The 23,362-nt window shown below is 69.1% G+C and carries 17 protein-coding genes; 8 read left to right on the forward strand and 9 right to left on the reverse strand.

The window, feature by feature from the left end:
- Nucleotides 1-135 precede the first annotated feature (135 nt).
- The gene (locus J7I89_RS09910) at nt 136-1,332 is read right to left on the reverse strand and encodes a glycoside hydrolase family 76 protein (RefSeq protein ID WP_251045135.1); all 1,197 of its coding nucleotides are present in this window, start codon (nt 1,330-1,332) and stop codon (nt 136-138) included.
- 222 nt (nt 1,333-1,554) lie between these two features.
- On the opposite strand from J7I89_RS09910, the gene J7I89_RS09915 reads away from it, so the two are divergent.
- Nucleotides 1,555-2,430, forward strand: coding sequence for an SDR family NAD(P)-dependent oxidoreductase (locus J7I89_RS09915; protein ID WP_214969534.1), 876 nt, complete (start codon nt 1,555-1,557; stop codon nt 2,428-2,430).
- Nucleotides 2,427-3,635, forward strand: a complete 1,209-nt coding sequence (locus tag J7I89_RS09920) for an acyl-CoA dehydrogenase family protein (RefSeq protein WP_214969536.1) — start codon at nt 2,427-2,429, stop codon at nt 3,633-3,635. The genes J7I89_RS09915 and J7I89_RS09920 overlap by 4 nt, the downstream gene beginning before the upstream one ends.
- Nucleotides 3,636-3,744: 109 nt before the next feature.
- Here J7I89_RS09920 and J7I89_RS09925 read toward each other — a convergent pair whose 3' ends face one another.
- Nucleotides 3,745-4,569 (reverse strand): DUF1684 domain-containing protein, encoded by an 825-nt coding sequence (locus J7I89_RS09925; protein WP_214969538.1) that lies wholly within the window; start codon nt 4,567-4,569, stop codon nt 3,745-3,747.
- A gap of 327 nt (nt 4,570-4,896) precedes the next feature.
- Here J7I89_RS09925 and ppc point away from each other — a divergent pair, with 327 nt between their 5' ends.
- Together ppc and J7I89_RS09935 are read left to right on the forward strand one after the other, a co-directional pair.
- Nucleotides 4,897-7,713, forward strand: coding sequence for a phosphoenolpyruvate carboxylase (gene ppc, locus J7I89_RS09930; RefSeq protein ID WP_214969540.1), 2,817 nt, complete (start codon nt 4,897-4,899; stop codon nt 7,711-7,713).
- Nucleotides 7,714-8,182: 469 nt separating this feature from the next.
- Nucleotides 8,183-8,488, forward strand: coding sequence for a hypothetical protein (locus J7I89_RS09935; protein WP_078029890.1), 306 nt, complete (start codon nt 8,183-8,185; stop codon nt 8,486-8,488).
- Between the two features lie 51 nt (nt 8,489-8,539).
- Here the strand turns inward: J7I89_RS09935 and J7I89_RS09940 are convergent, their stop codons facing one another.
- On the reverse strand, nt 8,540-9,169 hold the full coding sequence (locus J7I89_RS09940; RefSeq protein ID WP_214969542.1) for a DedA family protein: 630 nt from the start codon (nt 9,167-9,169) through the stop codon (nt 8,540-8,542).
- 78 nt (nt 9,170-9,247) lie between these two features.
- Between J7I89_RS09940 and J7I89_RS09945 the strand changes: the two genes are divergently transcribed.
- On the forward strand, nt 9,248-9,826 hold the full coding sequence (locus tag J7I89_RS09945; protein WP_214969544.1) for an O-acetyl-ADP-ribose deacetylase: 579 nt from the start codon (nt 9,248-9,250) through the stop codon (nt 9,824-9,826).
- Between the two features lie 25 nt (nt 9,827-9,851).
- On the opposite strand, the gene J7I89_RS09950 is transcribed toward J7I89_RS09945, so the two are convergent.
- Nucleotides 9,852-10,832: a pseudouridine synthase gene (locus J7I89_RS09950; protein ID WP_214969618.1), complete on the reverse strand. Its 981-nt coding sequence runs from the start codon at nt 10,830-10,832 to the stop codon at nt 9,852-9,854.
- Between the two features lie 159 nt (nt 10,833-10,991).
- Here J7I89_RS09950 and J7I89_RS09955 point away from each other — a divergent pair, with 159 nt between their 5' ends.
- Entirely contained in the window at nt 10,992-11,678 is a 687-nt protein-coding gene (locus J7I89_RS09955) for a helix-turn-helix domain-containing protein (RefSeq protein WP_214969546.1), read from the forward strand.
- Entirely contained in the window at nt 11,671-12,363 is a 693-nt protein-coding gene (locus J7I89_RS09960; RefSeq protein ID WP_214969548.1) for an SRPBCC domain-containing protein, read from the forward strand. The genes J7I89_RS09955 and J7I89_RS09960 overlap by 8 nt, the downstream gene beginning before the upstream one ends.
- A gap of 45 nt (nt 12,364-12,408) precedes the next feature.
- On the opposite strand, the gene J7I89_RS09965 is transcribed toward J7I89_RS09960, so the two are convergent.
- On the reverse strand, nt 12,409-13,893 hold the full coding sequence (locus J7I89_RS09965; RefSeq protein ID WP_214969550.1) for a PLP-dependent aminotransferase family protein: 1,485 nt from the start codon (nt 13,891-13,893) through the stop codon (nt 12,409-12,411).
- Nucleotides 13,894-13,953: 60 nt separating this feature from the next.
- Here J7I89_RS09965 and J7I89_RS09970 point away from each other — a divergent pair, with 60 nt between their 5' ends.
- The gene (locus J7I89_RS09970; RefSeq protein ID WP_251045109.1) at nt 13,954-14,622 is read left to right on the forward strand and encodes a YitT family protein; all 669 of its coding nucleotides are present in this window, start codon (nt 13,954-13,956) and stop codon (nt 14,620-14,622) included.
- A gap of 82 nt (nt 14,623-14,704) precedes the next feature.
- On the opposite strand, the gene J7I89_RS09975 is transcribed toward J7I89_RS09970, so the two are convergent.
- The 4 genes from J7I89_RS09975 to J7I89_RS09990 form a co-directional block, all read right to left on the reverse strand.
- Entirely contained in the window at nt 14,705-15,577 is an 873-nt protein-coding gene (locus J7I89_RS09975) for an Fpg/Nei family DNA glycosylase (RefSeq protein WP_214969552.1), read from the reverse strand.
- Complete coding sequence (locus tag J7I89_RS09980) at nt 15,570-20,588, reverse strand: DEAD/DEAH box helicase (RefSeq protein ID WP_251045110.1); 5,019 nt, start codon at nt 20,586-20,588, stop codon at nt 15,570-15,572. The genes J7I89_RS09975 and J7I89_RS09980 overlap by 8 nt, the downstream gene beginning before the upstream one ends.
- Nucleotides 20,589-20,707: 119 nt before the next feature.
- Entirely contained in the window at nt 20,708-22,204 is a 1,497-nt protein-coding gene (locus tag J7I89_RS09985) for an FAD-dependent oxidoreductase (RefSeq protein WP_214969554.1), read from the reverse strand.
- A 156-nt stretch (nt 22,205-22,360) separates the two neighbouring features.
- A complete protein-coding gene (locus J7I89_RS09990) occupies nt 22,361-23,023 on the reverse strand; it encodes a DUF4232 domain-containing protein (RefSeq protein ID WP_214969556.1) in 663 nt (220 codons plus the stop codon).
- Nucleotides 23,024-23,362: the final 339 nt, after the last annotated feature.

Genomic DNA, 23,362 nt, shown 5'->3' on the forward strand with positions numbered 1-23,362 from the left:
CCTAAGCATCCAAGCCGCGGGGCGCTTAAGTGATGAGGATCACATCAATTACGTAACTGTTGCGTGCCGTAATTGGGCCGGGTGCGTGTGGGTGGCGGCGGGGTTCCGGCGGGCGCCGGCGGCTTCCGGCGGGGGCTATCGCGGGCCGGCGGCGATCGCCGCGGCCGATTCGAGGGTCATCCACGCCTGGAGTTGGGTGGAAAGTTCGACGGCGGTGCCCGGCGGGTACGTGGAACTCGCGGGCAGTGCCGGCTCGAACGAGAAGACCAGGCTGTCCGGCCGGCCGTGTTTCGCCAGGGCCTCGTCGGGGGAGATGCTTCTCCGGCCGGCCCAGAACGCCTCGGCGGTGTCCGTGACCAGTTGCGCGGCGGTTGCGCGGGTCGCTGCCGGCAGGCGTCCGTCGCGGGCGGCGAGCGCCAGGTACCGCGTCAGAATCCCGGTGAACAGGCCGCCGTCGCCCGTTCCGTCTGAGCGGAGGACGGCGGGGCCGGAGGTGCCGGCGCCTGCGTGGCCGGCGCCCGTTGTGCCGGTGGCCGTTGCTCCGGCTCCGGGGGTGGTGAGCTGCCGCGCCACGGCGTCCACCACTTCCGCCGCCCGCGCCAGGTTGGCGGTGCCGCCGAGTTCCAGGAGGGCACCGAGGACCGGGCCCTGGTTGTAGGTGTAGATGGCGTCCACCAGGACCGCCTCGCCCGCCGCGTTGATCCGGAGGCCGTCCAGGTAGAGACCCCGGCCGGGATCGAAAAGCTTGGCGTCGAGCCAGTCCAGCAGGGCCTGTGCCCTGGCCAGGTTGCCCGTGCGTGCGTAGTACAGCGCCACCGGTGCCGTGGCGGGGATGTTCTTGAAGTCCCTCTTCGTGCTCCAGAATGTGCCGCCGCCGAGGTCGTCCGTGGAGGCCGAATCGAACTGCAGCGTCAGGCTCTTGCGGATGCGGCCATGGCGCCGCCGGCTGGGCCTGCGGCTCTCCTCCGCCAATTGCTCCAGCCGAAGCGTGGCCAGCGCCAGCCAGGCCATGTCGTCGTAGTAGCTGTTGACGTACTTCAGGAAGTTGCGCAGCCGGATGCCGGTGACCAGCCGCGAAGCGAGCCGGCCCGCGCTGGGGCGGCGTTCGCCGTCGAACTTCGCCGGCGGCTGCCCCGCGGTCCCGAGTTCGCGGCGGCCGGTGTCCACGAGGCAGTCCAGGTAGTGCGCCTGCCACCAGTAGTGCCACGGGCGGGCGAGGTTTTTCAGGCGGCCGGAGGGCCGGATAATGGCGGCGATGTGGGTGCCGGGCAGGAAGAACAGCCGCTGGCCGAACAGCCCGGTGACCGAGCGGGCGGCCGCGTTGGCGCGCATGGCCCAGTCCGCGGGCGCGGCGTCTCCGGGTTCGGCTTCAGGGCGCGGCTGGTCCGGATGTGCCGTGGCTCCGCGGGTGGCCTCCGCATCGGGCTGCGTCATGGTGCCAGCCTAACGAATGGCCGCCACCGCAGGTGCGAGGGTGCGCCCGGGTGCGCTTTCAGTTAACATTCACTAACTAATGTTCGCGGCCGGTGGCCGGTTCCACATCAAGGAGGATGTATGGACATCAAGGGTTCCGTCGCGCTGATCACGGGCGGGGCGTCCGGCCTGGGCGCTGCCACGGCCCGGAGGCTGTTCGACGCCGGCGCATCGGTCGTCCTCGCGGATCTGGGGTCCTCGGCCGGCGCCGCCTTGGCCGACGAACTGAACGCCGGCAGCGCCCGGGGCAAAGGCAACGGCGGGCAGGACAGCGCTGGGCTGGCCGGCGGCCTGCAGGACAGCGCCGGGCCCGCCGGCACGGCCGCCGGCAACACGGCGGTCTTTGTTCCCACCGACGTGACTGACGAGCAACAGGTGCAGGCCGCCGTCGACGCCGCAGCAGAATTGGGTCCGCTGCGGATCGTGGTGAACTGCGCCGGGGTGGCCACGCCCGGGAAAGTCCTGGGGCGCGACGGCGTCCTGCCGCTGGAAACCTTCAACCGCGTCATCCAGATCAACCTGGTCGGTACCTTCAACGTCATCCGGCTGGCCGCCGCGGCGATGGCAGCAACGGAACCCGCCGTGACGGAACTGGGAGGGGAGGAGCGGGGCGTCATCATCAACACGGCCTCCGTCGCCGCGTTCGACGGCCAGATCGGCCAGCCGGCCTATGCCGCCTCGAAGGGTGCGGTGGCGGCCATGACGCTGCCGCTGGCCCGCGAGCTGGCCCGCTCGCTGATCCGCGTGGTGACCATCGCGCCGGGCATCTTCGAGACGCCCATGATGGCCGGCCTGCCACAGGAAGCGCAGGAGTCGCTGGGGAAGCAGGTGCCGCATCCGTCCCGCCTGGGCCGGCCGGCCGAGTACGCCAACCTCGCCGCGCACATCGTGGACAACGCCATGCTCAACGGTGAAACCATCCGCCTTGACGGGGCAATCCGGATGGGCCCGAAATGACGCAGGCCACCGGGGTTGAGGCCCTGCCCGATGCCGACTTCTTCGACTACGAGTCGATGCTCAGCGTCCCCGAACAGCGGAAACTCCAGGAGCTGCGGGAATTCCTGGCCGCGGAGATCGCACCGTTCGCGGGGGAGTGGTGGAACCGCGCCGAGTTCCCCGCGCACCTCCTGCCGAAGCTCGCTGCCTTGGAGCTGAGCACGCCGGCCCAGCGCGGCTACAGCCATCTGTTTGCCGGACTGGTGATCGCGGAAATGACGCGCGTGGACACCTCGATCGCCACATTCTTCCTGGTCCATCACGATCTCTTCGTGGAATCGCTCTACGAGTTCGGCTCGGAGGAGCAGCGGAACCGCCTGCTCGCTGACGCATCGAACCTGCGGACCACCGGCGCCTTCGCCCTGACCGAGCCCGGGCACGGCTCGGACGTCGCCGGCGGCATGGAAACCCGGGCGCGACGGATCTCGAGCCTGACCGGGGCCTCGGACGACGGCGGCGACTGCTGGGTGCTCAACGGCGCCAAACGCTGGATCGGGAACGGGACGTTCTGCGACTACATGCTGGTGTGGGCGAGGGACGAGGCCGACGGCGCCATCCGCGGCTTCATCGTGGATGCCGGTCTGCCGGGCGTGAGCCGGAGCCGGATCGAGAACAAGATTGCGCTGCGCACGGTGCAGAACGCGGACATCGTGTTCGAGGACGTCCGCGTTCTCGAGGCCGACCGGTTTGCCGGGATCGAGGGCTTCGAGGACACCAACGCCCTGCTCCGCGGGTCACGGATCATGGTGGCGTGGCAGGCGGTGGGGCAGCAGTTGGCGGCGTTCGACGTCGCCCGGCAGTACGCCGTCGAGCGCCAGCAGTTCGGCCGTCCGCTCGCGAAGTTCCAGCTCATCCAGCAGCAGCTGGTCACCATGCTGGGCAACGCCGTGGCAAGCATGGGCATGATGGTGCGGATCGCGCAGCTGCAGGACCGTGGCGCGGCGGACATGGCGCAGGTTGCCCTGGCCAAGTCCTACACTTCGGCCAGGATGCGCGAAACCGTGGCCATGGGCCGGTCCCTGCTGGGCGGCAACGGGATCGTCACCGACTACCGGATGGCCAAGATCTTCGCCGACGCCGAGGCCATCTACACGTACGAGGGCTCCCATGAGATCAACACGCTCATCGTGGGCCGCGCCGTCACGGGGGTGTCCGCGATCGTCTGAGGCCAAAGCACACCAGCGCGAACTGGCAGCTAATGCCCGCAAAACCCAGGTTTGCGGGCATTAGCTGCCAGTTCGCGCTTAGGGGCGGGGCTTAAGTGCCAGTTCGCGCTCAGTCGGTCAGGGCGGGCTGCTTTTCGCCGGCTTCGATCCGGGCGTCCAGGCTGTTGTTCTTCACCGGCATGGGGCACGTGCCGTAGGGCGTGAAGGCACTGGGGTAGTTGATGGCGCGGTTGAAGTCGAGGATCACGGTTCCGTCGGGCCTGGGTCGGGCCGTGGACACCTTCCGCCATTCGTCCGTGCCATCGCCGTTGGTTTCGTCGTGGAACGTGACGGTCAGGGCTCCGAGCTTCTCTTCCTCGGCGTGAAGCCGGTACTCGTGGTCTTTACCGGGCAGCCGGAACACCAGCTCACCGACGGACCGGTGCACGCCGTCCACCAGAGGGTTCGCGGTTGCAATCGGAACGTCCTCGGGCTCGGGAAACGCCTCAAACCGTGCCTCAACCACCAGGTCCGGGCGGTAATCAAAGGTGGGCACGCCGTCGAACTCGGTGAACACCGGCGACTTCGAATCCCGGGTGCGGATGGCATATTTGTCGGCCCGCATCGCCAGTTCCACCACTACCTGTTTGCCGTCCTCGCCGCCGAACTGCACCCACATCAGGGACTCCTCGTCGGCGAGCCGCGCCGTGACGGTGCCGTCCACGGGCTCTCCCGTTTCCACCAGCGTTAGGCCGTCCGACGCCGCGGCGGTGAGCGCCGCCGTCGTGCCGTCCGTTGACCACAAACCGGGAGCGAGATCGACGGCGGACGGCTGGCTTTCCAGCCACTGGAACGACGTGAGCGTCAGCCAGCCGTAGTCCGCGGCGAGGGCGGTGTTTCGGCTGCTGCGGAAGCGGCGCCAGCGTTCCAGCTGGGCGTCTGGTGCGGTGCTCATGGTTTCCTCCAAGGTGGGTGTCAATCTGGCCAGCTTAGGGGTCAACCCGGTGCGGCGGGACTTCATTCCGCAGCTGCCCCGTACTTAGGACTGCCGGGCACGGGACGGCCGGCGTAGCCTTGGAAATGGGCAAATACCCGCGCAGGATGAGGCGGCCCGCGGACACATACCGCGCCCGGCCCGAGGAGTTCAAGGGCAGGACAGCATCTGAGACATATTCCCGGCCTCCCGCCGGCTGCGGGTAACATCCCATAGGAACAAGTAACCCGGCTCACAGTATCCAGCGCAGTGTACGAGCCAAGTCCGAACCCTCGAAAGATAGTTTCCATGGCTGACACTGCAATGAATTCAGAAACAGATCTCGCCGCAGAACTCCGCGCGGACGTCCGCCGCGTTTCCACCCTGCTGGGCGAATCGCTGGTGCGCCAGCACGGCCCCGAACTCCTCGATCTTGTGGAGCAGGTGCGCCTGCTCACCAAGGAGTCGAAGGAGGCCGCCCGGGGCGGAGCGGACGCCACCGGGCCCTGGAGCGCGCACGACGTCGTTGCCCAGGTCCGCGAGCTGCTCGCCTCCCTGCCGCTTGAGCAGGCGACCGACCTGGTCCGGGCCTTTGCCTTCTACTTCCACCTGGCCAACGCCGCCGAACAGGTCCACCGGGTCCGCGGCCTGCGCACCCGGCAGGAGAAGGACGGCTGGCTGGCCAAGGCGGTGTCGGACATCGCCGGCCAGGCCGGCCCGGCCGTGCTGCAGGAAGTGGTCAATGAGCTCGACGTGCGCCCGATCTTCACCGCACACCCCACCGAGGCCTCGCGCCGCTCCGTGCTGGACAAGATCCGCAAGCTCTCCGACGTGCTGGCCGAACCCACCGAGGAAGGCACGTCGGCCCGCCGCCGCCAGGACCGCCAGCTGTCCGAGATCATCGACCAGATGTGGCAGACGGACGAGCTCCGCCAGGTCCGGCCCACGCCGGTGGATGAGGCCCGCAACGCCATCTACTACCTGAGCAGCATCCTCACCGACGCCCTGCCGGAGATGCTCACGGACCTGTCCGAACTCCTCGGCGAGCACGGCGTCACCCTGCCGGCCCAGAACGCCCCCATCAAGTTCGGCTCGTGGATCGGCGGGGACCGTGACGGCAACCCGAATGTCACGGCCGCGGTCACGCACGAGATCCTGCAGCTGCAGAACCAGCACGCGGTCCGCATCAGCATCGCCATGATCGACGAACTCATCTCCATCCTGTCCAACTCCACTGCCCTCGCAGGCGCCGACGAGACGCTGCTCGATTCGATCGACGCCGACCTCGCGAAGCTGCCCGGCCTGGACCGGCGCATCCTGGAGCTGAACGCCCAGGAACCGTACCGGCTCAAGCTGACCTGCATCAAGGCCAAGCTCATCAACACCGGCAAGCGTGTGGCTGCAGGGTCGGCACACCAGCCCGGCCGCGACTACACGTCCACCGAGGAACTCATCTCCGAGCTGGAGCTGCTGGAACTCTCGCTGCGCAACCACTCGGCATCCCTCGCCGCGGACGGTGCCCTGGCCCGCGTCCGGCGGGCCATCGCGTCCTTCGGCCTGCACCTGGCCACGCTGGACATCCGCGAGCACGCCGACCACCACCATGACGCCGTCGGGCAGCTCATGGACCGCCTGGGCGGACCCGGCATCCGGTACGCGGAACTGACCCGCGACGAGCGCCTCGAGGTACTGAGCGCGGAACTGGCGTCCCGCCGGCCGCTCTCCGGCCACCCGATCAAGCTCGACGGCGTTGCTGACGGCACGTACGACGTCTTCCGTGAAATCCGCCGGGCCCTGCGCACCTATGGCCCCGACGTCATCGAAACGTACATCATCTCCATGACCCGCGGCGCGGACGACGTCCTGGCCGCCGCCGTCCTGGCCCGCGAAGCCGGCCTCGTAAGCCTCTTCGGCGACGCCCCGTACGCCAAGATCGGCTTCGCGCCGCTGCTGGAAACCGTGGAGGAGCTGCGTGCCTCCGCGGAGATCGTGGACCAGCTGCTGTCCGATCCTTCCTACCGCGAGCTGGTCCGGCTGCGCGGCGACGTCCAGGAAGTCATGCTCGGCTACTCGGACTCCAACAAGGAGTCCGGCGTGATGACCAGCCAGTGGGAGATCCACAAGACCCAGCGCAAACTCCGCGACATCGCGGCCAAGCACGGGGTCCGGGTCCGCCTGTTCCACGGCCGCGGCGGCTCGGTGGGCCGCGGCGGCGGACCCACCTACGACGCCATCATGGCGCAGCCGAACGGCGTGCTCGAAGGCGAAATCAAGTTCACCGAGCAGGGCGAGGTCATCTCGGACAAGTACTCGCTGCCGGAACTGGCGCGCGAGAACCTGGAGCTGTCGCTGGCCGCCGTCATGCAGGGCTCCGCGCTGCACCGCACCCCGCGCACGTCCGATGACCAGCGTGAGCGGTTCGGGCATGTCATGGAGACCATCTCCGATGCCGCCTTTGCCCGCTACCGCAGCCTGATCGACGACCCCGACCTGCCCGCGTACTTCCTGGCCTCAACCCCGGTGGAGCAGCTGGGTTCGCTGAACATCGGTTCGCGCCCGTCCAAGCGCCCCGATTCCGGAGCGGGCCTCGGCGGCCTGCGGGCCATCCCGTGGGTGTTCGGCTGGACCCAGTCCCGGCAGATCGTGCCCGGCTGGTTCGGCGTGGGCTCCGGGCTGAAGGCTGCCCGCGAGGCCGGCAATTCGGCCCAGCTGGTGGAGATGATGCACGGCTGGCACTTCTTCCGCTCGGTGCTGTCCAATGTGGAGATGACCCTGGCGAAGACCGACCTGGACATCGCCGGCTACTACGTGGACACCCTGGTTCCGGAGGAGCTGCACCACCTCTTCCGGGCCATCCGGGAGGAATATGCGCTCACCGTCTCCGAAATCCAGAACCTCACCGGCGAGAACGTGCTCCTGGACGCCCAGCCCACGCTGAAGCGTTCACTGGAAATCCGCGACCAGTACCTCGACCCGATCAGCTACCTCCAGGTGGAGCTCCTGCGCCGCGTGCGTGAGGGCGCTCAGGACGGCACCATATCCGGCGCCGAGATCGACGAACGCCTCCAGCGGGCCATGCTCATCACCGTCAACGGTGTGGCGGCCGGCCTGCGCAACACCGGGTAGCCTCCGGCGTTCAACCACCGACGCTCTCTCATTTCTCGCGGGTTTTTCCCCATCGCTCTCTCATTTCTCGCGGGTTTTTCCGCGACGCTCTCTCACCTCCCGTGGGTTTTCCCTGACGCTCTCTCACCTCCTGCGGACTTTCCCCCCCGACGCTCTCTCACCCACTGAGAGAGGGTTTGGGTTTTGGTTGCGAAAGCTGAGAGAGGGTTGGATGTTAAGCGGCAGGAAGTGAGAGAGCGTGTGGGGTTTGCCGCGCGCCCCTTATCGAGCCTGTCGAGACCTTGGTTTTCGACGGGCTCAGCCAGCGGGCTCAATCGCTCAATCGCGGGTTTCGACGGGCTCAACCGGCGTGTCCGGTCCCGGTGTTCATCTGGATGAGGGCCATCGCGCGAACGGGCAGATAACGCCCTCAGAAGCACGATCCGAGGGCGTTATCTGCCCGTTCGCGCGGACACGTTAAGGTTGGAGGATGCCGTCGTTCCAGACCAGACTCAAGATCACCGGGCTGAAGCCGGGCAACCCTCCCGAGGCCGTGATGGCGGCCGCGGTGGAGGCCCTGGGCACGCGCCATCACGTGGAATCGAATCAGCTGGAACTCGCGGGCGGCGTGCCGCAGCTGAACCTGCGCTTCCTCGTGGAAGCCACGGAATACAGCGGTGAGAACAGCCAGGCCCGGGAGTCGGCAGCGATGATGCGCGACGCCGTCGAACGCGTTGCGGTGACCGGCTCACTTTCGGTGCTCCGCCGCAACCGCGGCCGCTGGGCGCCTGTCTGAGGGCTTCCGCTGACGGATTCCGCCCGGCTCTTTCTATCGTCCGTGTCCGGCTCAGCGGAGCGGTTCGGCGGGGCCGTCCGGCTCGTCCACGGGCGACCGATTTCCGCGCCGCCGCGTGGCGATCACGCCCACCAAGGCCCCGATCACCAGGCCCACGCCCAGGCCGATCAGCGAGCTCGCCCAAAACGGCAGTCGGGTCGCGGAGCCGGTGAAGTAGCCCAGGCCCACCAGCCAGGTAGCCCAGAGCACCCCGCCCAGTCCCGCACAAAGACTGAAGCCGGGGGTTGACACATCGGCGATGCCGGCCGCCGCCGAGGTGGCTAGCCGGCCGCCGGGAATGAACCGGGCCCCGATGATGGTGCCGTAGGTGGAGGAGCGGCCCGCCTTGGCGATGGCTTCGTGGATGCCGCGGTGGACTTTTCGGCCCCACGCCCAGTGGTCCAGGACATGGCTGAGGCGGCGCTTGAACAGCTGGAACACTATAACGTCGCCGAGCCACGAGGCCGCGGCGGACAGGCTGCCGATCAGAAACAGGTTGGCCCGGCCCTCCGCGGACAGCGCCCCGCCGGTGATCAGGACCATTTCCGAGGGGATGGGCGGAAATATGGCATCCCCGAGAACCGCCGGAATGATCCAGAAGTAGATCGCGGCCCCCCAGGTGTCCGCGTTGCCGAAGTCCATTCGCACAACGTACCGCACTTGGCGCCGGCACGCTGCGCAGCCCTTCGCGGGGACGGGCTGCGGTGCCACACTGGCAGCATGAGGATCGAGATTGTTCAGGGCGACATCACCGCGCGGCATGTGGATGCAATCGTCAACGCGGCAAATTCCTCGCTCATGGGCGGAGGCGGCGTGGACGGCGCCATTCACCGGGCGGCAGGGCCGGAGCTGCTGGAGGCCTGCCGGCTGCTGCGCTCCGGCGAACTGCAGAACGGGCTTGTGGTCGGGGCGGCCGTGGCCACTCCGGGTTTCCGGCTGCCGGCCACCTGGGTGATCCACACCGTCGGGCCCAACCGGCACGTCGGCCAGACGAACCCCGCGCTGCTGGCATCCTGCTTCACCGAGAGCCTGCGGATCGCCGAGGGCCTCGGGGCGCGGTCGGTCGCCTTCCCCGCGGTGGGTGCCGGCGTCTATGGCTGGGATGCCCGCCAGGTTGCGCAGGTGGCGCTCGACGCCGTCCGCGGGTATGCGGGCAGCTCGAGGGAGTCCGTGATTGGGCTTGTGGAGTTCGTCCTGTTCAGCGACGAGATGGCCGACATTTTCCGCGGCGTCCTTGGCAACGATGCCGGCGGTCGCTCCGCCGCTGATCCCGGTGAGACGGGCGGCGGCCGGAGCTAGTCCGACCTGGGCGGTACTTCCGGAGTCAGCGGACTTCGCTCAGCTCAAGCCGGCTGCGGTACTCCACGGGCTTCCTGGTGATGGGGTCGACAAATCGGATGCCGCGGGCCAGCAGCTGGAGCGGCTTGGTGTAGTCGTCCGGGGCCTTGTCCAGCAGGTCCGGGTAAAACGCGTCGTGCAGGATACCCAGGCCAAGCGAGGCCATGTGCACCCGCAGCTGGTGCGTCTTCCCGGAATGCGGCTCGAGCCGGTACAGCCCGCGGGAACCGGACCCGCGCGAACCGACGGCGGGCGAACCGACGGCGGGCGAACCGACGGCGGGCGAACCGCCGTCGAACGTCCTGATCAGGTCGATGCGGGTCTCCGCATTGGGCTCACCGTCGATCACCTCGGCGAGCAGGTAGCTGCGGGACTTGGTCATCCGGTTCCGGACCACCACGGGGAAGTCGACGGCGGCGTGCCCGGCAGCCGGTTGGGCGGCGGCAACGCACTCATATTCCTTCTGCACCTGGCGCTTCTCGAACAGCACCTGGTACCTGCCGCGCGTCTCGGGGTTGGTGGAGAGGAGGAGGATGCCGGCGGTCATGCGGTCCAGCCGGTGCATCGGGATGAGATCGGGGAGGTTGAGCTGGTTCCGGAGCCGCACCAGCGCCGATTCCTGGATGTACGTTCCGCCGGGCGTGGTGGGCAGGAAGTGGGGCTTGTCCACCACGAGGATGTGATCGTCCTGATGCAGGATGTTCAGCTCCACGGGCAGGCGGGTCTCCGGCGGGAGGGTGCGGTAGTACCAGATGAAGGTGTGGTCCTCGAGCCTGGTGCGCCGGTCCAGGGGGATGCCGCCCTCGCCCACGATCTCGCCGGCGTCGAACCGGTCCTCGATGCCCTGCGGGTCGATGTGCCCCCAGCGGTGCATCATGTAGTCCATCGCGGTGGTCCAGGGCCCCTCGTCCGGCAGACGCAGGCGGGTGGCATTCACGCCGTCGCGCACGGGGAGGGGGGATTGCATCACCGGTCCATTCTACCGGGGCGCGTCCCTCCGCCGTTTCGACGGTTCCCTGCGTGCTAGACGTTGCCCGACGTCGAGCCAGCAGGGAACCGTCTAAACGGGCTACCGACGACAAAAAAGTTCTTGACAAATAAAGTTGTCGGTAGGCAGGCTGGAGGCATGTTGGACATCGAAGTGATCGAGGACCCCGCGGCCGCGGAGGCTTCCCTGGATCCCATCCGCACCCGGATCCTCCATGAGCTGGCCGAGCCCTGGTCAGCCACGCAGCTCGCCGGCAGGGTGGGCCTGCCGCGGCAGAAGGTGAACTACCACCTCAAGGCCCTGGAACGGCACGGGCTGGTGGAGCTCGTGGAGGAGCGCCGCAAGGGAAACGTCACCGAGCGCGTGGTGCAGGCCACGGCCGCCTCGTACCTGATCTCACCCGTGGCTCTTGCCTCCGTGGCGCCGGATCCGCACCGCTTTTCGGACCGGTTCTCAGCCTTCTGGCTGCTGGCGCTGGCGGGGCGGATGGTCCAGGAGGTGGGCAGGCTCATCACCGGCGCGGCCGCGGCCAGGCAGAAACTCGCCACGTTCGCGATCGACGGCGAGATCACCTTCCGCTCCGCCGCGGACCGCGCCGCTTTCGCCGAGGAACTGGGCGTCGCCGTCACGCGGCTCGTGGACAAGTATCACGACGGCGGTGCTGCCGCGGGCGGCGCTGAAGCGGTGAACGCTCCGGCAGGCGGCGGCTCCGGCGGCGCGCGCGGCCGCAGGCACCGTATCGTCGTCGCCCTTCACCCGACGCTCAAACCAACCAGGACGCCATCAACCAAGCCAATACCAGCGAAGGAGCACGACAATGACTGACAACCGCGAATTCGAGATCGTCTTCGACACCGAACTGCCCGGCACCCCCGAGCGCGTCTGGGAAGCCGTCACCAAGGACACCCCGGCGTGGATGTTCCCCACGGACCAGTGGCCGGCCGTGAAGACGGTGGATGAGTATCCGCACCACTTGGTGACCCGCATGGACGGGCCGGACGGCTGGTTCAACCAGCTGGAGCACGTGCTGGAACCGCTCGAAGGCGGGCGCGCCAAACTCCACTACGTCCACAGCGGCATCTTCGTGGACAACTGGGACGAGCAGTACGACGGCGCCAGCAAGCACACCGAGTTCTACCTTCACACCCTGGGCCAGTACCTCAAGCACTTCGACGGCAAGCCGGTGGTGTTCACGGACGTGCAGGCCCCGCCGTCGTCCCAGTTGCCGGACGGCTTCGTGCGGCTGAAGAAGGCGCTCGGCGTCGAAGGCGCGTCGGCGGGCGACGCCGTCGACGTGGAGCTCGACGGCGTGGGTCGGCTTTCGGGGGAGGTGGACTTCTCCAATGAGCACTTCCTGGGCCTGCGGACCGGGGATGCACTGTACCGGTTCTTTGGCCGCAACTCCTTCGGCGCCCCGGTGGGCATGACCGTGCACGACTTTGGCGCCGACGGCGATTCCGCGGCCACGGCTGCGGCCTGGAGCGGGTTCCTCGCAAAGGTCTACGCGTAGCTCCTCAAGACGAAGCAGGACACGGCGCGCCAGGCAATCCCGGCGTCAGGCGATGGCGACGGCGGGGGAGTCCCGCAGCGTCCGGCGCAGCTGCGGGGCGGCGTCCAGCCTGTCCTGGGCCGAGCGCAACGCCAAGACAGCCGTTTCCAGCTGGTCCGGCGGCAGCGTGAAGGGGATGCGGAGGTGGTTTTCGAAGACGCCGCCCACTCCGAAGCGCGGGCCCGCCGCGAGGCGGATGCCAAGCTCGGGAGCGATGACGGTCAGTGCCGTGCTGCTGGGAGCGGGGAGCCGGCACCAGACTGCCAGTCCGCCGTCGGGCCGTTCGGGCTGCCACTGCGGCAAATGGCCGTGCAGCAGTTCCAGCAGCGCCGAGCGGCTCTCCCGGAGCGCGGCCAGCCGGCCGGGCAGCGGCTCCGTCAGGTTGCGCACCAGGTGCGCGGCCGCGAGCTGCTCCACCACGGGCCCGCCAAGGTCCATGGTGGTGCGGACGGCGGCGAAGCGCTGGATCATGCCTTCGGACGCGCGGATCCACCCCGTGCGCATGCCGGCCCAGTGGGATTTGCTCAGCGATCCGATGGACACCACGGCCGGACTGAAGGAGGCCAGCGGCGCCGCGGTGCCGCCGTCGAGGTTCAGCTCGCGGAGGGTTTCATCCGCCACCAGGATGGTGCCCGAAGCGGCGGCGGCCCGGACCAGCCGGCGGCGCTGGGAATCGGGCATCAGGCGGCCGGTGGGGTTGTGGAAGTCGGGCACCATGTAGGCCATTTTGGGCCGCTGCTGCAGCAGGGCCGCCTCCGTGGCGGCGATGTCCCAGCCGGCCTCGGGCGCAGGCGGCAGGGCCACCGGCACCATCCTTCCGCCTGCGGCCCGGATGGCATCAAGCGCGTTCGGGTACGTCGGGTGCTCCACCAGTACCCGGTCCTGCCGGGCGACGAGGGCGCGCAGCACGATGTTCAGCGCATGCTGGGCGCCCGACGTCACCAGGATCTGCGCCGCCGACGTGGGGACGCCGACGGCGGTGTACCTCGCGGCAACGGCCTCGCGGAGGGCCGGAACGCCGAGGGCGTCATAACCGAATCCGGGCAACAGGGCAGGAAGCTCCGTCAGGGCGGCGGCAAAGGCCCGGTGCACGACTTCGCCGCTGGCCGGGAGGGAAGCATAGGCGAGGTCGATGACGCCGTCCGGCACCGCGAGTCCCGGCGCCCCGGACAGCCCCGCACCGCCTTCCCGGTCCGTCCCCGATGACCGCCCCGCTGTCCGGGGCAGGCAGGTGCGGCCGCGCGTGCCCTGGCCGCTGCTCAGAAATCCCTGGTCGCGCAGGGCGGCATAGGCCGCCGTCACCGTGGTGCGGCTGACGGCGAGAGTGGCGGACAGGGTCCGCTCGCTGGGGAGCGCGGTTCCCAGCGGGATGCGGCCGTCCAGGACAAGAAGGCGGACGACGTCGGCCAGCTCGCGGTAGGCGGGCGCGGCGCCGAGGTGCCACTGGCCGAGCAGCCGGGCGAGGGCGGTGGGGGTCAGGGAGCCGGTCATCAGGCCAGTATCTCAAACTGGCCATGGAAAACAAGGCCAGTTGTCCTTCAGGATGGTTCAATGATGACTCGCAGACTCGTACAACTCTTCACCGGCCTCGCCATGTACGGCATTTCCTTGGCCATGTTTATCCGTGCCGGACTCGGCCTGGACCCGTGGGACGTGTTCCACCAGGGCGTGGCGGGACGAACCGGGCTGAGCATCGGCATCGTGGTGATCATCGTCAGCTTCCTCGTGCTGCTGCTGTGGATTCCGCTGCGTCAGTGGCCGGGATTCGGCACGCTCTGCAACGCCGTGCTGGTGGGGGTGTTCGCCGACGTCGGCCTGGCCCTGATCCCGTCCTTCTCCCACCTCGGCGGGCAGATCGCCCTTCTGGGAGGCGCGGTGGCGCTCAACGCGATTGCCTCCGCATGCTACATCGGCGCACGCTTCGGCCCGGGTGCCCGCGACGGACTCATGACCGGCCTGGCCCGGCGCACCGGATGGTCGGTCCGCGTGTCCCGGACGCTGATCGAGGTGGTGGTCCTCGCCGCGGGCTGGCTGCTGGGCGGTTCGGTGGGCGTGGGCACCGTGGTCTATGCGCTGGCCATCGGGCCTTTGGTCCAGCTCCTGCTGCCGCGCTTCATGGTTCCGGCGGCCACCCCCGCACCGGCCCCCGCACGGGCCAGCGCGAAAGAGGCCGCCGAAGAGACAGCCGAAGAGGCCGGGGAACCGGTGGCCACTGCCTGAGGGGCGGCTCCTTGTCTCCGGGGCGCCAATGGCGTGGCGGCCGGAGGTGCGGCGCGTGTCAGGGCCGGAGATGCGGTTCGCGTCAGGCCTGGCCGGCGCCGATGAGCGGTTGGCATTTGGGGCAGAAATAGATGTCGCGCTCCTCGGTGACCAGGTCCGGCGAACCGGCCGATCCTGCCGGCTGGGCCTTGCCGAGCACGCCGCGGCGGATGGGTGTCCGGCAGCGCAGGCAAGGCTGGTGCTCGCGCCCGTAGACCCAGTAACCTGGCCGGCCGGCGGCGCGGCCCACGGGAAGGCCGCGCGAGTTGAGCAGGGTGGTCCGCCGGCCCGGTCCGAGGTTGGCCTCGAGAAGCTGCTTGGCGTCGGCAAACATGGCCGGCAGATCCGTCACGGCCGCGACGGGAGATGCCGGGTGTATCCCGGCCAGGAAACACACCTCGCAGCGGTAGACATTGCCGATGCCTGCAAGGTTGCGCTGGTCCAGCAGGGCCACCCCGACGGGAACGTCCGGCGCGGATGCCACCCGGAGCTCGGCCTCGGCAGGATCCCAGTCCGGCCCCAGCAGGTCCGGCCCGAGATGCCCCACGGCCTTGTCCTCCTCTGCGGTCTCGATGACCTCGAGCACGCCAAGTGAGAACCCGACTGCGTCTGCCGCCGCCGTGCGGAGGACGCACCGTGCGGTGAAGCCCGGCTTCCGCCACCGGCCGCCCGGCGGGTAGACCTGCCAGCTGCCTTCCATCTTGAGGTGCGAATGGATGGTGAGCCGGTCGCCGGCAGGGCCCACCAGGCGCATGAGGAGGTGCTTTCCGCGCGGCACGACTTCCTGGACGGTCCAGTCCCGGAGGTTCAGCGTGGCGAAGCGGGGTACACGGAAGTCGGAGGCCAGGAGTATTTGCCCGGCAAGGGCAGCGTGCAGCTGGTTCGCTGCACGCCAGACAGAGTCGCCCTCAGGCACGGATTCTCAGTCCCTTCGGAGTGGAGTAGGCCCCGGCGTGGGTCAGGGCTGCTGCCACCGGAGTGTCCAGGATGCCGTGGCCGTTGACCTTTTCCATAACGAGTTTGTCCACGGCGCCGCGCTTCACGACGTCCACGAGGGCGGCACCTGCGGCGGCGAGAACGGCTTCCTCCTCGGTGAAAACGAGCAGGGTCTTACCGCCGCGTTCCACGTAAAGCACCAGCGCGCCGTCGACCATCACCACAAGCGCCCCCGCCTTGCGCCCCGGCCGGTGGCCGCTGCCGGCCTCGACGCTGAGGGCGGGCCACGCCAGAGCGGCGCCGTACGGGTTGGCGGGATCGGTGGCGGCGAGGGCCAGCGCCACAGGTTCCGGTTTGGCCAGTTGCGTGTCCTCCGAATACGAGCGCAGGCGGTCCACCGTGGCAGGCACGGCGAACTGGGCCGCCCCGAGGTGCTCGATGAAGTAGCCGCGCCGGCAGCGTCCTGCCTCCTCCAGCCGGGCCAGCACCTTGTACATGAGTCCGAATCCGCCCAGGATGTTCTCGGCCATGACCGAGCCGCGCGTGACCACGCCGTAGCGGTCGAGGAGCAGCTCGGCAGTGGCGCGGGCGTGGATGGTGGGGTCGAGCTCGGGCGCCGGGAGCGCTGACCAGCGCCCGGCCGCCAACGGCGGCGTGGGCGCCGAGCCGGTCACCGATCCGTACCGCCCGCCGGTGAGCCCCGGGGAGCCGAGCAACCCGGTCCCGTGCGAGCGCCCCAGCCGGCTCAGCCGCGGGGAGCGGGCGCGCGGTGCCCGGGCAACCTGCCGGTGGGCGGTGTGCCCGCCGGCGATCAGGGCCCGGACGGGAGCGAACGTGTCTCCGGTTACGCGGCCGGCCCAGGCGAGGTCCCACAGCACGGACACGACCTCCTGGTCACTGAGGACCGAGTCCATACCGCCGGCCACATCCGTCAGCTGACGGAAGAAATAGCCGCCGCCGTTGGTCTGGAGATAGTCCAGCAGCCTCTGCTGCGCGTCTCCGGGCTCGAAGTCGATCGCCGGGTTCAGCGTCAGTTCGGCCGAGTCCGCCAGATGCAGGCTGATCCAGCCATCGTTGCCGGGCAGGGAGCCGGCCCCGGACCAGAGAACCTCGCCGGCTGCCATGAGCTCGTCCAGCATGGCCGGCTGGTAGTTCGATACCCGGCTGGCCAGCACCAGAGGTTCCCACGCGGACGCCGGAACCGGCACGCCGGACAGCTGATCGATGGCCGTCACTATCCCGTCCAGGCCGCGCAGCGCCGGCAGCCCGCGCCCGGCACCCGGTGTGCGGACGTTCTGCCAGGCGGGCAGGAACCGCCCATAGGCAGTGGCGTCCACGGGTTCCACTTCGGCCCGAAGCGCGGCCAGGGAACGGCGCCGCAGTTTGCGCAGGACCTCGGCGTCGCACCACTCGCTGCCTGAGGCGGCGGCGCCACGGCCCGGGCCGGTGTCGCCGGTGCCAGCCTGGCCCGCCGCGGGCTCGGTGTGGGGCCGGAACTCGCCCTCCACCACGCGGCCGTCCGCGGCGAGCCGCTTCAGGGCCGTGCCGACGACGGCGACGCCAAGTCCCAGCCTGGCCGCGGCTTCCGTGGCCGTGAAGGGGCCGTGGGTACGCGCGTAGCGCGAGACGAGGTCACCCAGGGGATCCGCCACCGGCTCGATGAAGGCCAGGGGCACGCCCATGGGAAGCGGGACCCCGATGGCATCGCGCAGCCTTGCGGAATCTTCCACCGCCGCGAACCGTTCGACGCCGCCGATGGCCACCTTGATGGCCCGGTTGGCCCGCTGCAGCGCGGCGAGGTGCGCGACGGCGGCCGCGACGAGGGTCGCGTCGGGCTCGGATTCGGCGGGCTCAGCCAGCGGTGCGGCGGATTCGGCGGGCTCGGTTTCGGCGGGCTCAACCAGCGGAGGGGCGAGCCTGGCGGCCACTTCATCGGGGGCCAGCGGACCGAGGAGCCGCAGCAGATCGGCGACGCCTTCGACGCCGCGGACTTTACGGTCGGGAGCAAGCCGCTGCAGCTCGCGCTCGGTGGCTTCGATGACCCTGGTGTCCAGGAGTTCGCGCAGCTCCACGCGGCCCAGGAGCTCGTTGAGCAGGGTGGAGTCCAGGGCCAGGGCGGCGGCACGGCGCTCGGCCAGCGGGGAGTCGCCCTCGTACAGGAACTGCGCCACGTACCCAAAGAGCAGCGACTTGGCGAACGGCGACGGCTGCTGGGTGGTTGTCTGTACGATCCGCAGTTCCCGGCGTTCCACGGATGCCGCAATTTCCTTCAGCGCCGGCAGATCGTACACGTCCTGGAGGCACTCCCGAACGGTTTCCAGCACGATGGGGAAGGACGGGTACTTCCGCGCGACATCCAGCAACTGGGCCGACCGCTGGCGCTGCTGCCACAGCGGCTGCCGCTTACCCGGGGTCTGCCGCGGCAGCAGCAGGGCACGGGCCGCGCACTCGCGGAAGCGGGAGGCGAACAGGGCGCTGCCGCCCACCTCGGCCGTGACGATCTGCTCCAGTTCCTCGGGGTCGAACAGGAACAGCTCGGCGCCGGGCGGTTCGTCCTCCATCATGGGGACGCGCAGCACGATCCCGTCGTCGGCCGCCATCGCGGAGCCGTCCAGGCCGTAGCGCTGGTGCAGGCGCTGGCCCACGGCAAGGGCCCACGGCGCGTGGACGGGCATGCCGAACGGGCTGTGGAGAATGACCCGCCAGTCGCCGAGTTCGTCGTGGAAGCGTTCCACCACCAGGGTGGTGTCGCTGGGGACCACCTCCGTGGCCAGCTTCTGTTCGTTGAGGTACTGCAGCAGGTTGTTGGCGGCGAAGTCGTCCAGGCCGCTGGCCTTGCAGCGTTCGGTGGCAGGGCCGACGTCGGACGCTGACAGTTCGCGGACGAACGCGCCGAGGGCGCGGCCCAGGTCAACCGGCCGTCCCAGCGAGTCGCCCTTCCAGAACGGGAGCTTTCCGGGCTGGCCGAAGGCCGGCGAGACGAGCACGCGGTCGTGCGTGATGTCCTCGATTTTCCAGCTCGTGGCCCCGAGGGCGAAGATGTCGCCCACGCGGGATTCGTAGACCATCTCCTCATCGAGTTCACCGACGCGCCGGCCGCCTTTTGCCGGCGACGCGGTACCGGGGGCCTTGCCCTCGCCCGGAGTTCCGGCGGGGGAGGCCGACCCTTCCGCCTCGGTGCCAATGATGTAGACACCGAACAGGCCGCGGTCCGGGATGGTCCCCCCGGACGTGACGGCGAGGCGCTGCGCGCCTGGCCTGCCTTCGATGGTGCCGGCATTGCGGTCCCAGACGATGCGCGGACGGAGTTCGGCGAATTCGTCCGAGGGGTAGCGCCCGGCGAGCAGGTCCAGGGTGGCCTCGAAGGCGGAACGGGGCAGGGTGGCGAAGGGTGCGGACCGCCGCACCGTGGAAAACCACTCCTCCACGTCGATGCTGCCCAGGGCGGTAGCGGCGACGGTCTGCTGTGCCAGGATGTCGAGCGGGTTGGCCGGAACGCTGAGGCGCTCGATCTTGCCGTCCAGCATCCGCTCTACAGTGATGGCGGTGTGGACCAGGTCGGCGCGGTGCTTGGGGAAGAGATACCCCTGCGAGATTTCGCCCACCTGGTGGCCGGCGCGGCCCACCCGCTGCAGCCCGCTGGCCACGGAGGGCGGCGATTCCACCTGCACCACAAGGTCCACCGCCCCCATGTCGATGCCAAGCTCCAGGGAGGACGTGGCCACGACGCAGCGCAGCCGCCCGGATTTGAGGTCGTCCTCGATCAGGGCCCGCTGGTCCTTGGACACCGAGCCGTGGTGGGCCCTTGCCAGGAGGGGATCGGCGCCTGCCGTGCTGCCGGCCTGCGCCATCATGTGCGCGGGCGTGGCCGTGGACGCCGGCAGGATCCCCGCCGCGGGCGACGGATCCTCCCAGCCGCCGCCGACTGGCATGAGCTGCCGTTCGGCGTGGATCTCGTTGAGCCGCGCTGTCAGCCGTTCCGCCAGCCGGCGCGAGTTGGCGAAGACGATGGTGGACTGGTTGGCCAGCACCAGGTCAACGATCTTTTCCTCCACATGCGGCCAGATCGAGGCCTGCGGCTGCAGCCCTGAAGCGGGACCGGAGTCGAAAGCGCCGGCGGCGCCCTGGAGATCGGACATGTCCTCCACGGGAACAGACACGGTGAGGTCCCAGTTCTTGCGCGAGGGAGGCGCCACGATCTGGACCGGAGCCGAACCGGCCAGGAACTGCGCCACGAGCTCCCTTGGCTCCACCGTGGCGGACAGACCGATCCGCTGGGCAGGCTTGGGCAGCAGCGCATCGAGGCGCTCCAAGGAGACCGCGAGGTGGGCCCCCCGTTTGGTGCCGGCCACGGCGTGGACCTCATCGACGATGACGGTGTCCACCTCGCTCAGCGTTTCCCGGGCCCTGGACGTCAGCATGAGGAAGAGGGACTCCGGGGTGGTGATGAGGATGTCCGGCGGGTGGCTGAGCAGGGCGCGGCGGTCCGAGGCAGGTGTATCGCCAGACCTGACGCCAACGGTGATCAGCGGCGCGGGCAGGTCCAGCCGCTTGGCCGTCTGCGTGATGCCGATGAGGGGCGAGCGGAGGTTGCGTTCGACGTCGACGCCAAGCGCCTTGAGCGGCGAAATGTACAGCACGCGGGTTTTCCGTTTGGGCTTCCTGACCCGGGGCTGTTTGCCTGCCCGGGAGCCGCCCGCGACTCCGGCGGAAGGGTCTTCCAGCCCCGGCAGCTCCGCGGGCATTGCTGCGCCGGAAACCAGCAGCCGGTCCAGCGCCCAGAGGAACGCCGCCAGCGTCTTTCCGGATCCTGTGGGAGCCACCACGAGGGCGTGCAAACCGGAGGAAATGGCCGCCCATGCGCCCTGCTGGGCGGGCGTGGGCTCGGAGAACGCACCCAGGAACCATTCCCGGGTGGGCCGGCTGAACTGGCCCATCGAGTCCACCCTAGATGTGCCGCCGGACGTGCCGGCGGGCTCCTGCGACTGCATGCCTCCATCATGCCCCAAGGCACCGACAGTATTGCCTGCGGCTTCAGCCCGCATCCGCCCTGCGCAGCCCCCTTCAGCCCGCGCAGCCCCCGCGTCAGCCCCGCCTCAGCCCCGCCGGCTCATTCAGCCTGGGGAAGATCGTGCGTGGCCGGTCCTTCGAGGACCTTCCCCTCGTGGCTGAACCGGGAACCGTGCAGGGGGCAGTCCCAGGATTTTTCGTTGTCGTTCCAGTGGAGTATCCCGCCGAGGTGGGTGCAGACGGCGGACAGCGTACAGGTGGTTCCCTCCACGGTTGACGCTGCAACGGGTTTGCGGCCGCGCAGGGCCACGGCGCCCGTCCCTTCCGCAGGCGGGGTTCCGGATTCCGGTGGCAGTTTCTTGAGGCCGGCCTGCGCCCAGTCCTTCGCAAGCGTTGCGGCAACGTCCGCGTTGAGCGCCACGGCGGATGCCGCACCCGGAGGGGACGTCACGCGGCGGTGAATGGTGTTGGCCCAGGGCAACTGGCCCCCGAGGATGTCCGCGGCGATGCCAAGGGACGCGGCCACCGCATTGGTCATGCCCCACTTGTTGTACCCCGTGGCGAAGTAGATGCGGCCCCGTCCGCGGGGGAATTTTCCGAAGAACGGCATGAGGTTGGTGGCCTGGTAGTCCTGCGCGGACCAGGTGTTGGTCACCCTCGCCACCGGAAAATGTGAGGCCGCCCAGGCCAGCAACTCGTCCAGGTGCGCCTGCTCCGATCGCGCCCTTCCCACGGGATGTCCGTTGCCGCCCACCAGCAGCAGGCGCCGCCCGTCGGCAGGATAATCCCGCAGTGACCGGACAGGCTGCTCCACGGACAGGTACATGCCGTCCGGCGGTACGGCGTCTCCGGACAACTCCAGGGCAGCGGCGTACGATCGGTTGGGCTTGAGCTTGGCGAAGTACAGGCCGCGGTTCAGGATGGGCGTGCCCGTGGCCAGCACCACTTCGTTGGCATGCACGCGTCCGTGGTCGGTCTCAACTGTGGCCGGGTCCGTTCCGCCGACGTTCTGGACGCGGACGCCGGAGACGATTTTGCCGCCGTGCGAGCGCACGTCCTCAGCCAGGGCGAGGACAACGTCCATGGGATTGATCTGTGCCTGTCCGCCCAGGCGCAGGGAGCCGCGCACCGGGAAAGGCAGGCCGGCGTCGCGGACATAATCCACCTCGACGCCGGCGGCCAGGGCCACGGCGAGTTCCTCGCGAAGCGTCTCTGTCCCCTTTGGCGTGGTGGCGTAGGTGTATGCGTCGCGTTCCTGGAACGGCACCCTGCGGGTTTCCATGTACCGCAGCAGCCAGGCCTGACCTTCGCGGTTGGCCGCCACGTAGGCGTCCACGATCTTGGCGGAATACTGTCGCCGCAGGCCGGACAGGACGGTTCCCTGCAGGACGGTGACTTTGGCGGTGGTGTTGCCCGTGGCCACGGCTCCGGGGGTTCTTGCCTCGAGGACCAGGACGTTCTGCCCTGACCGTGCCAGCAGCAGAGCCGTCACCAGCCCGGTCAGGCCGGCGCCGACGACGACGGTGTCGTAGGCCTCTCCCTGACTGAATTCGTCGCCGCTGAAAGTATCGGTGCGGTCCAACCAGAGTGACGTCACGTTATCAACCCGCCTTCGGCCCGTGCCCAGTCCGCGAGGCAATCCCGCGGGGGCCCGGTGCTGCCACCAAGGACCCTGAGTATGCGCAAGTGTACTTACGGATGCGGGACCCGAACAGGCTCTGAGACGGAACTGGCAGACGGCGGCCCGAATGACCTAGCGGGCCTGGAACGCCCCGATGCTCAGAAGCTTAATGGAGGCGTTGCTGCAGGCGTCTGATGGCCGCGCCACGAACAGCGACGCTGTGTCCTCGGGAGGGTAGACCCGGAACCCGGCCGCGGGCGTCTTGGTGCAGTCGGGGTAGTTGCCCGCCTGCGTGTAGCGGAGCACGGCAGTTCCGGACTGGCCCGGGGCCAGCAGCACGTCGCCGACGGGAACCGTCGTGTCGCGCTGGGCCGGCGCCCCGATCGGCTGGCCATTGGGGCCGCTGGTCAGCGAGACGCCGGCGAAGCCCTTGAGATGACAGGAGGCCTTTCCGGTGTTGGTCAGAATCAGTTCCATGTAGACGCTGCCGGCCGCGCCGCCGCCGGTGGCATCCGTCGTGGCTTTCAGTGTCGAGGCCTTGCACAATTGGGCGCCGGCGGAACTGGCCTGGGGCGCCCCAGAGGACAGGGACGCTGAAGGACCAGATGGTGCCGCAGAAGAGGAGGACGACGACGGGGCGGAAGTTTCGGGGGCAGCCTGGCTGGTGCTGGGGGAGCCAGGCTCCGCGCTCCCTTGGCCGGCCGGCTGGCTGGGCCCGCAGGCGGTCAGCAAGAGCGCGAGTGCGGCAGCCGCCGTCGTGCATGTCAGTCCATTGGTGATTCGCTGAAGCCTCATGGCTTTACCTTTGCGGCCGTTCCTGCCGGAGTCAACGAAGGCGCGGGGGCCGGGCGAATTTGGTGCCCGGATTGTGACATCCGGGCAGCCGGAGACCGGTGTTCGGCTCCGGCGGAAATTTCGCGCCAGTGATGCAACGATAAACCTTGCGCTGCCGCAGAATCGGCGGAATTGCGGGCCAAATTTGCGTTGATAAGCCGATTTCGCTGTGTCAGAATGAACTTGGTCTCGCTTGTCCATCACTTGAATGAATCTAATTCGAACAGGTGCTAATAGCTCACAGTCCGGCGAGGCAATCCATACCGCCTCCGCCGGCAGTGCCCCCGATACGGGGGCACG

It is taken from the genome of Arthrobacter sp. ISL-5 (assembly GCF_018613835.1).
Classification (GTDB): domain Bacteria; phylum Actinomycetota; class Actinomycetes; order Actinomycetales; family Micrococcaceae; genus Arthrobacter.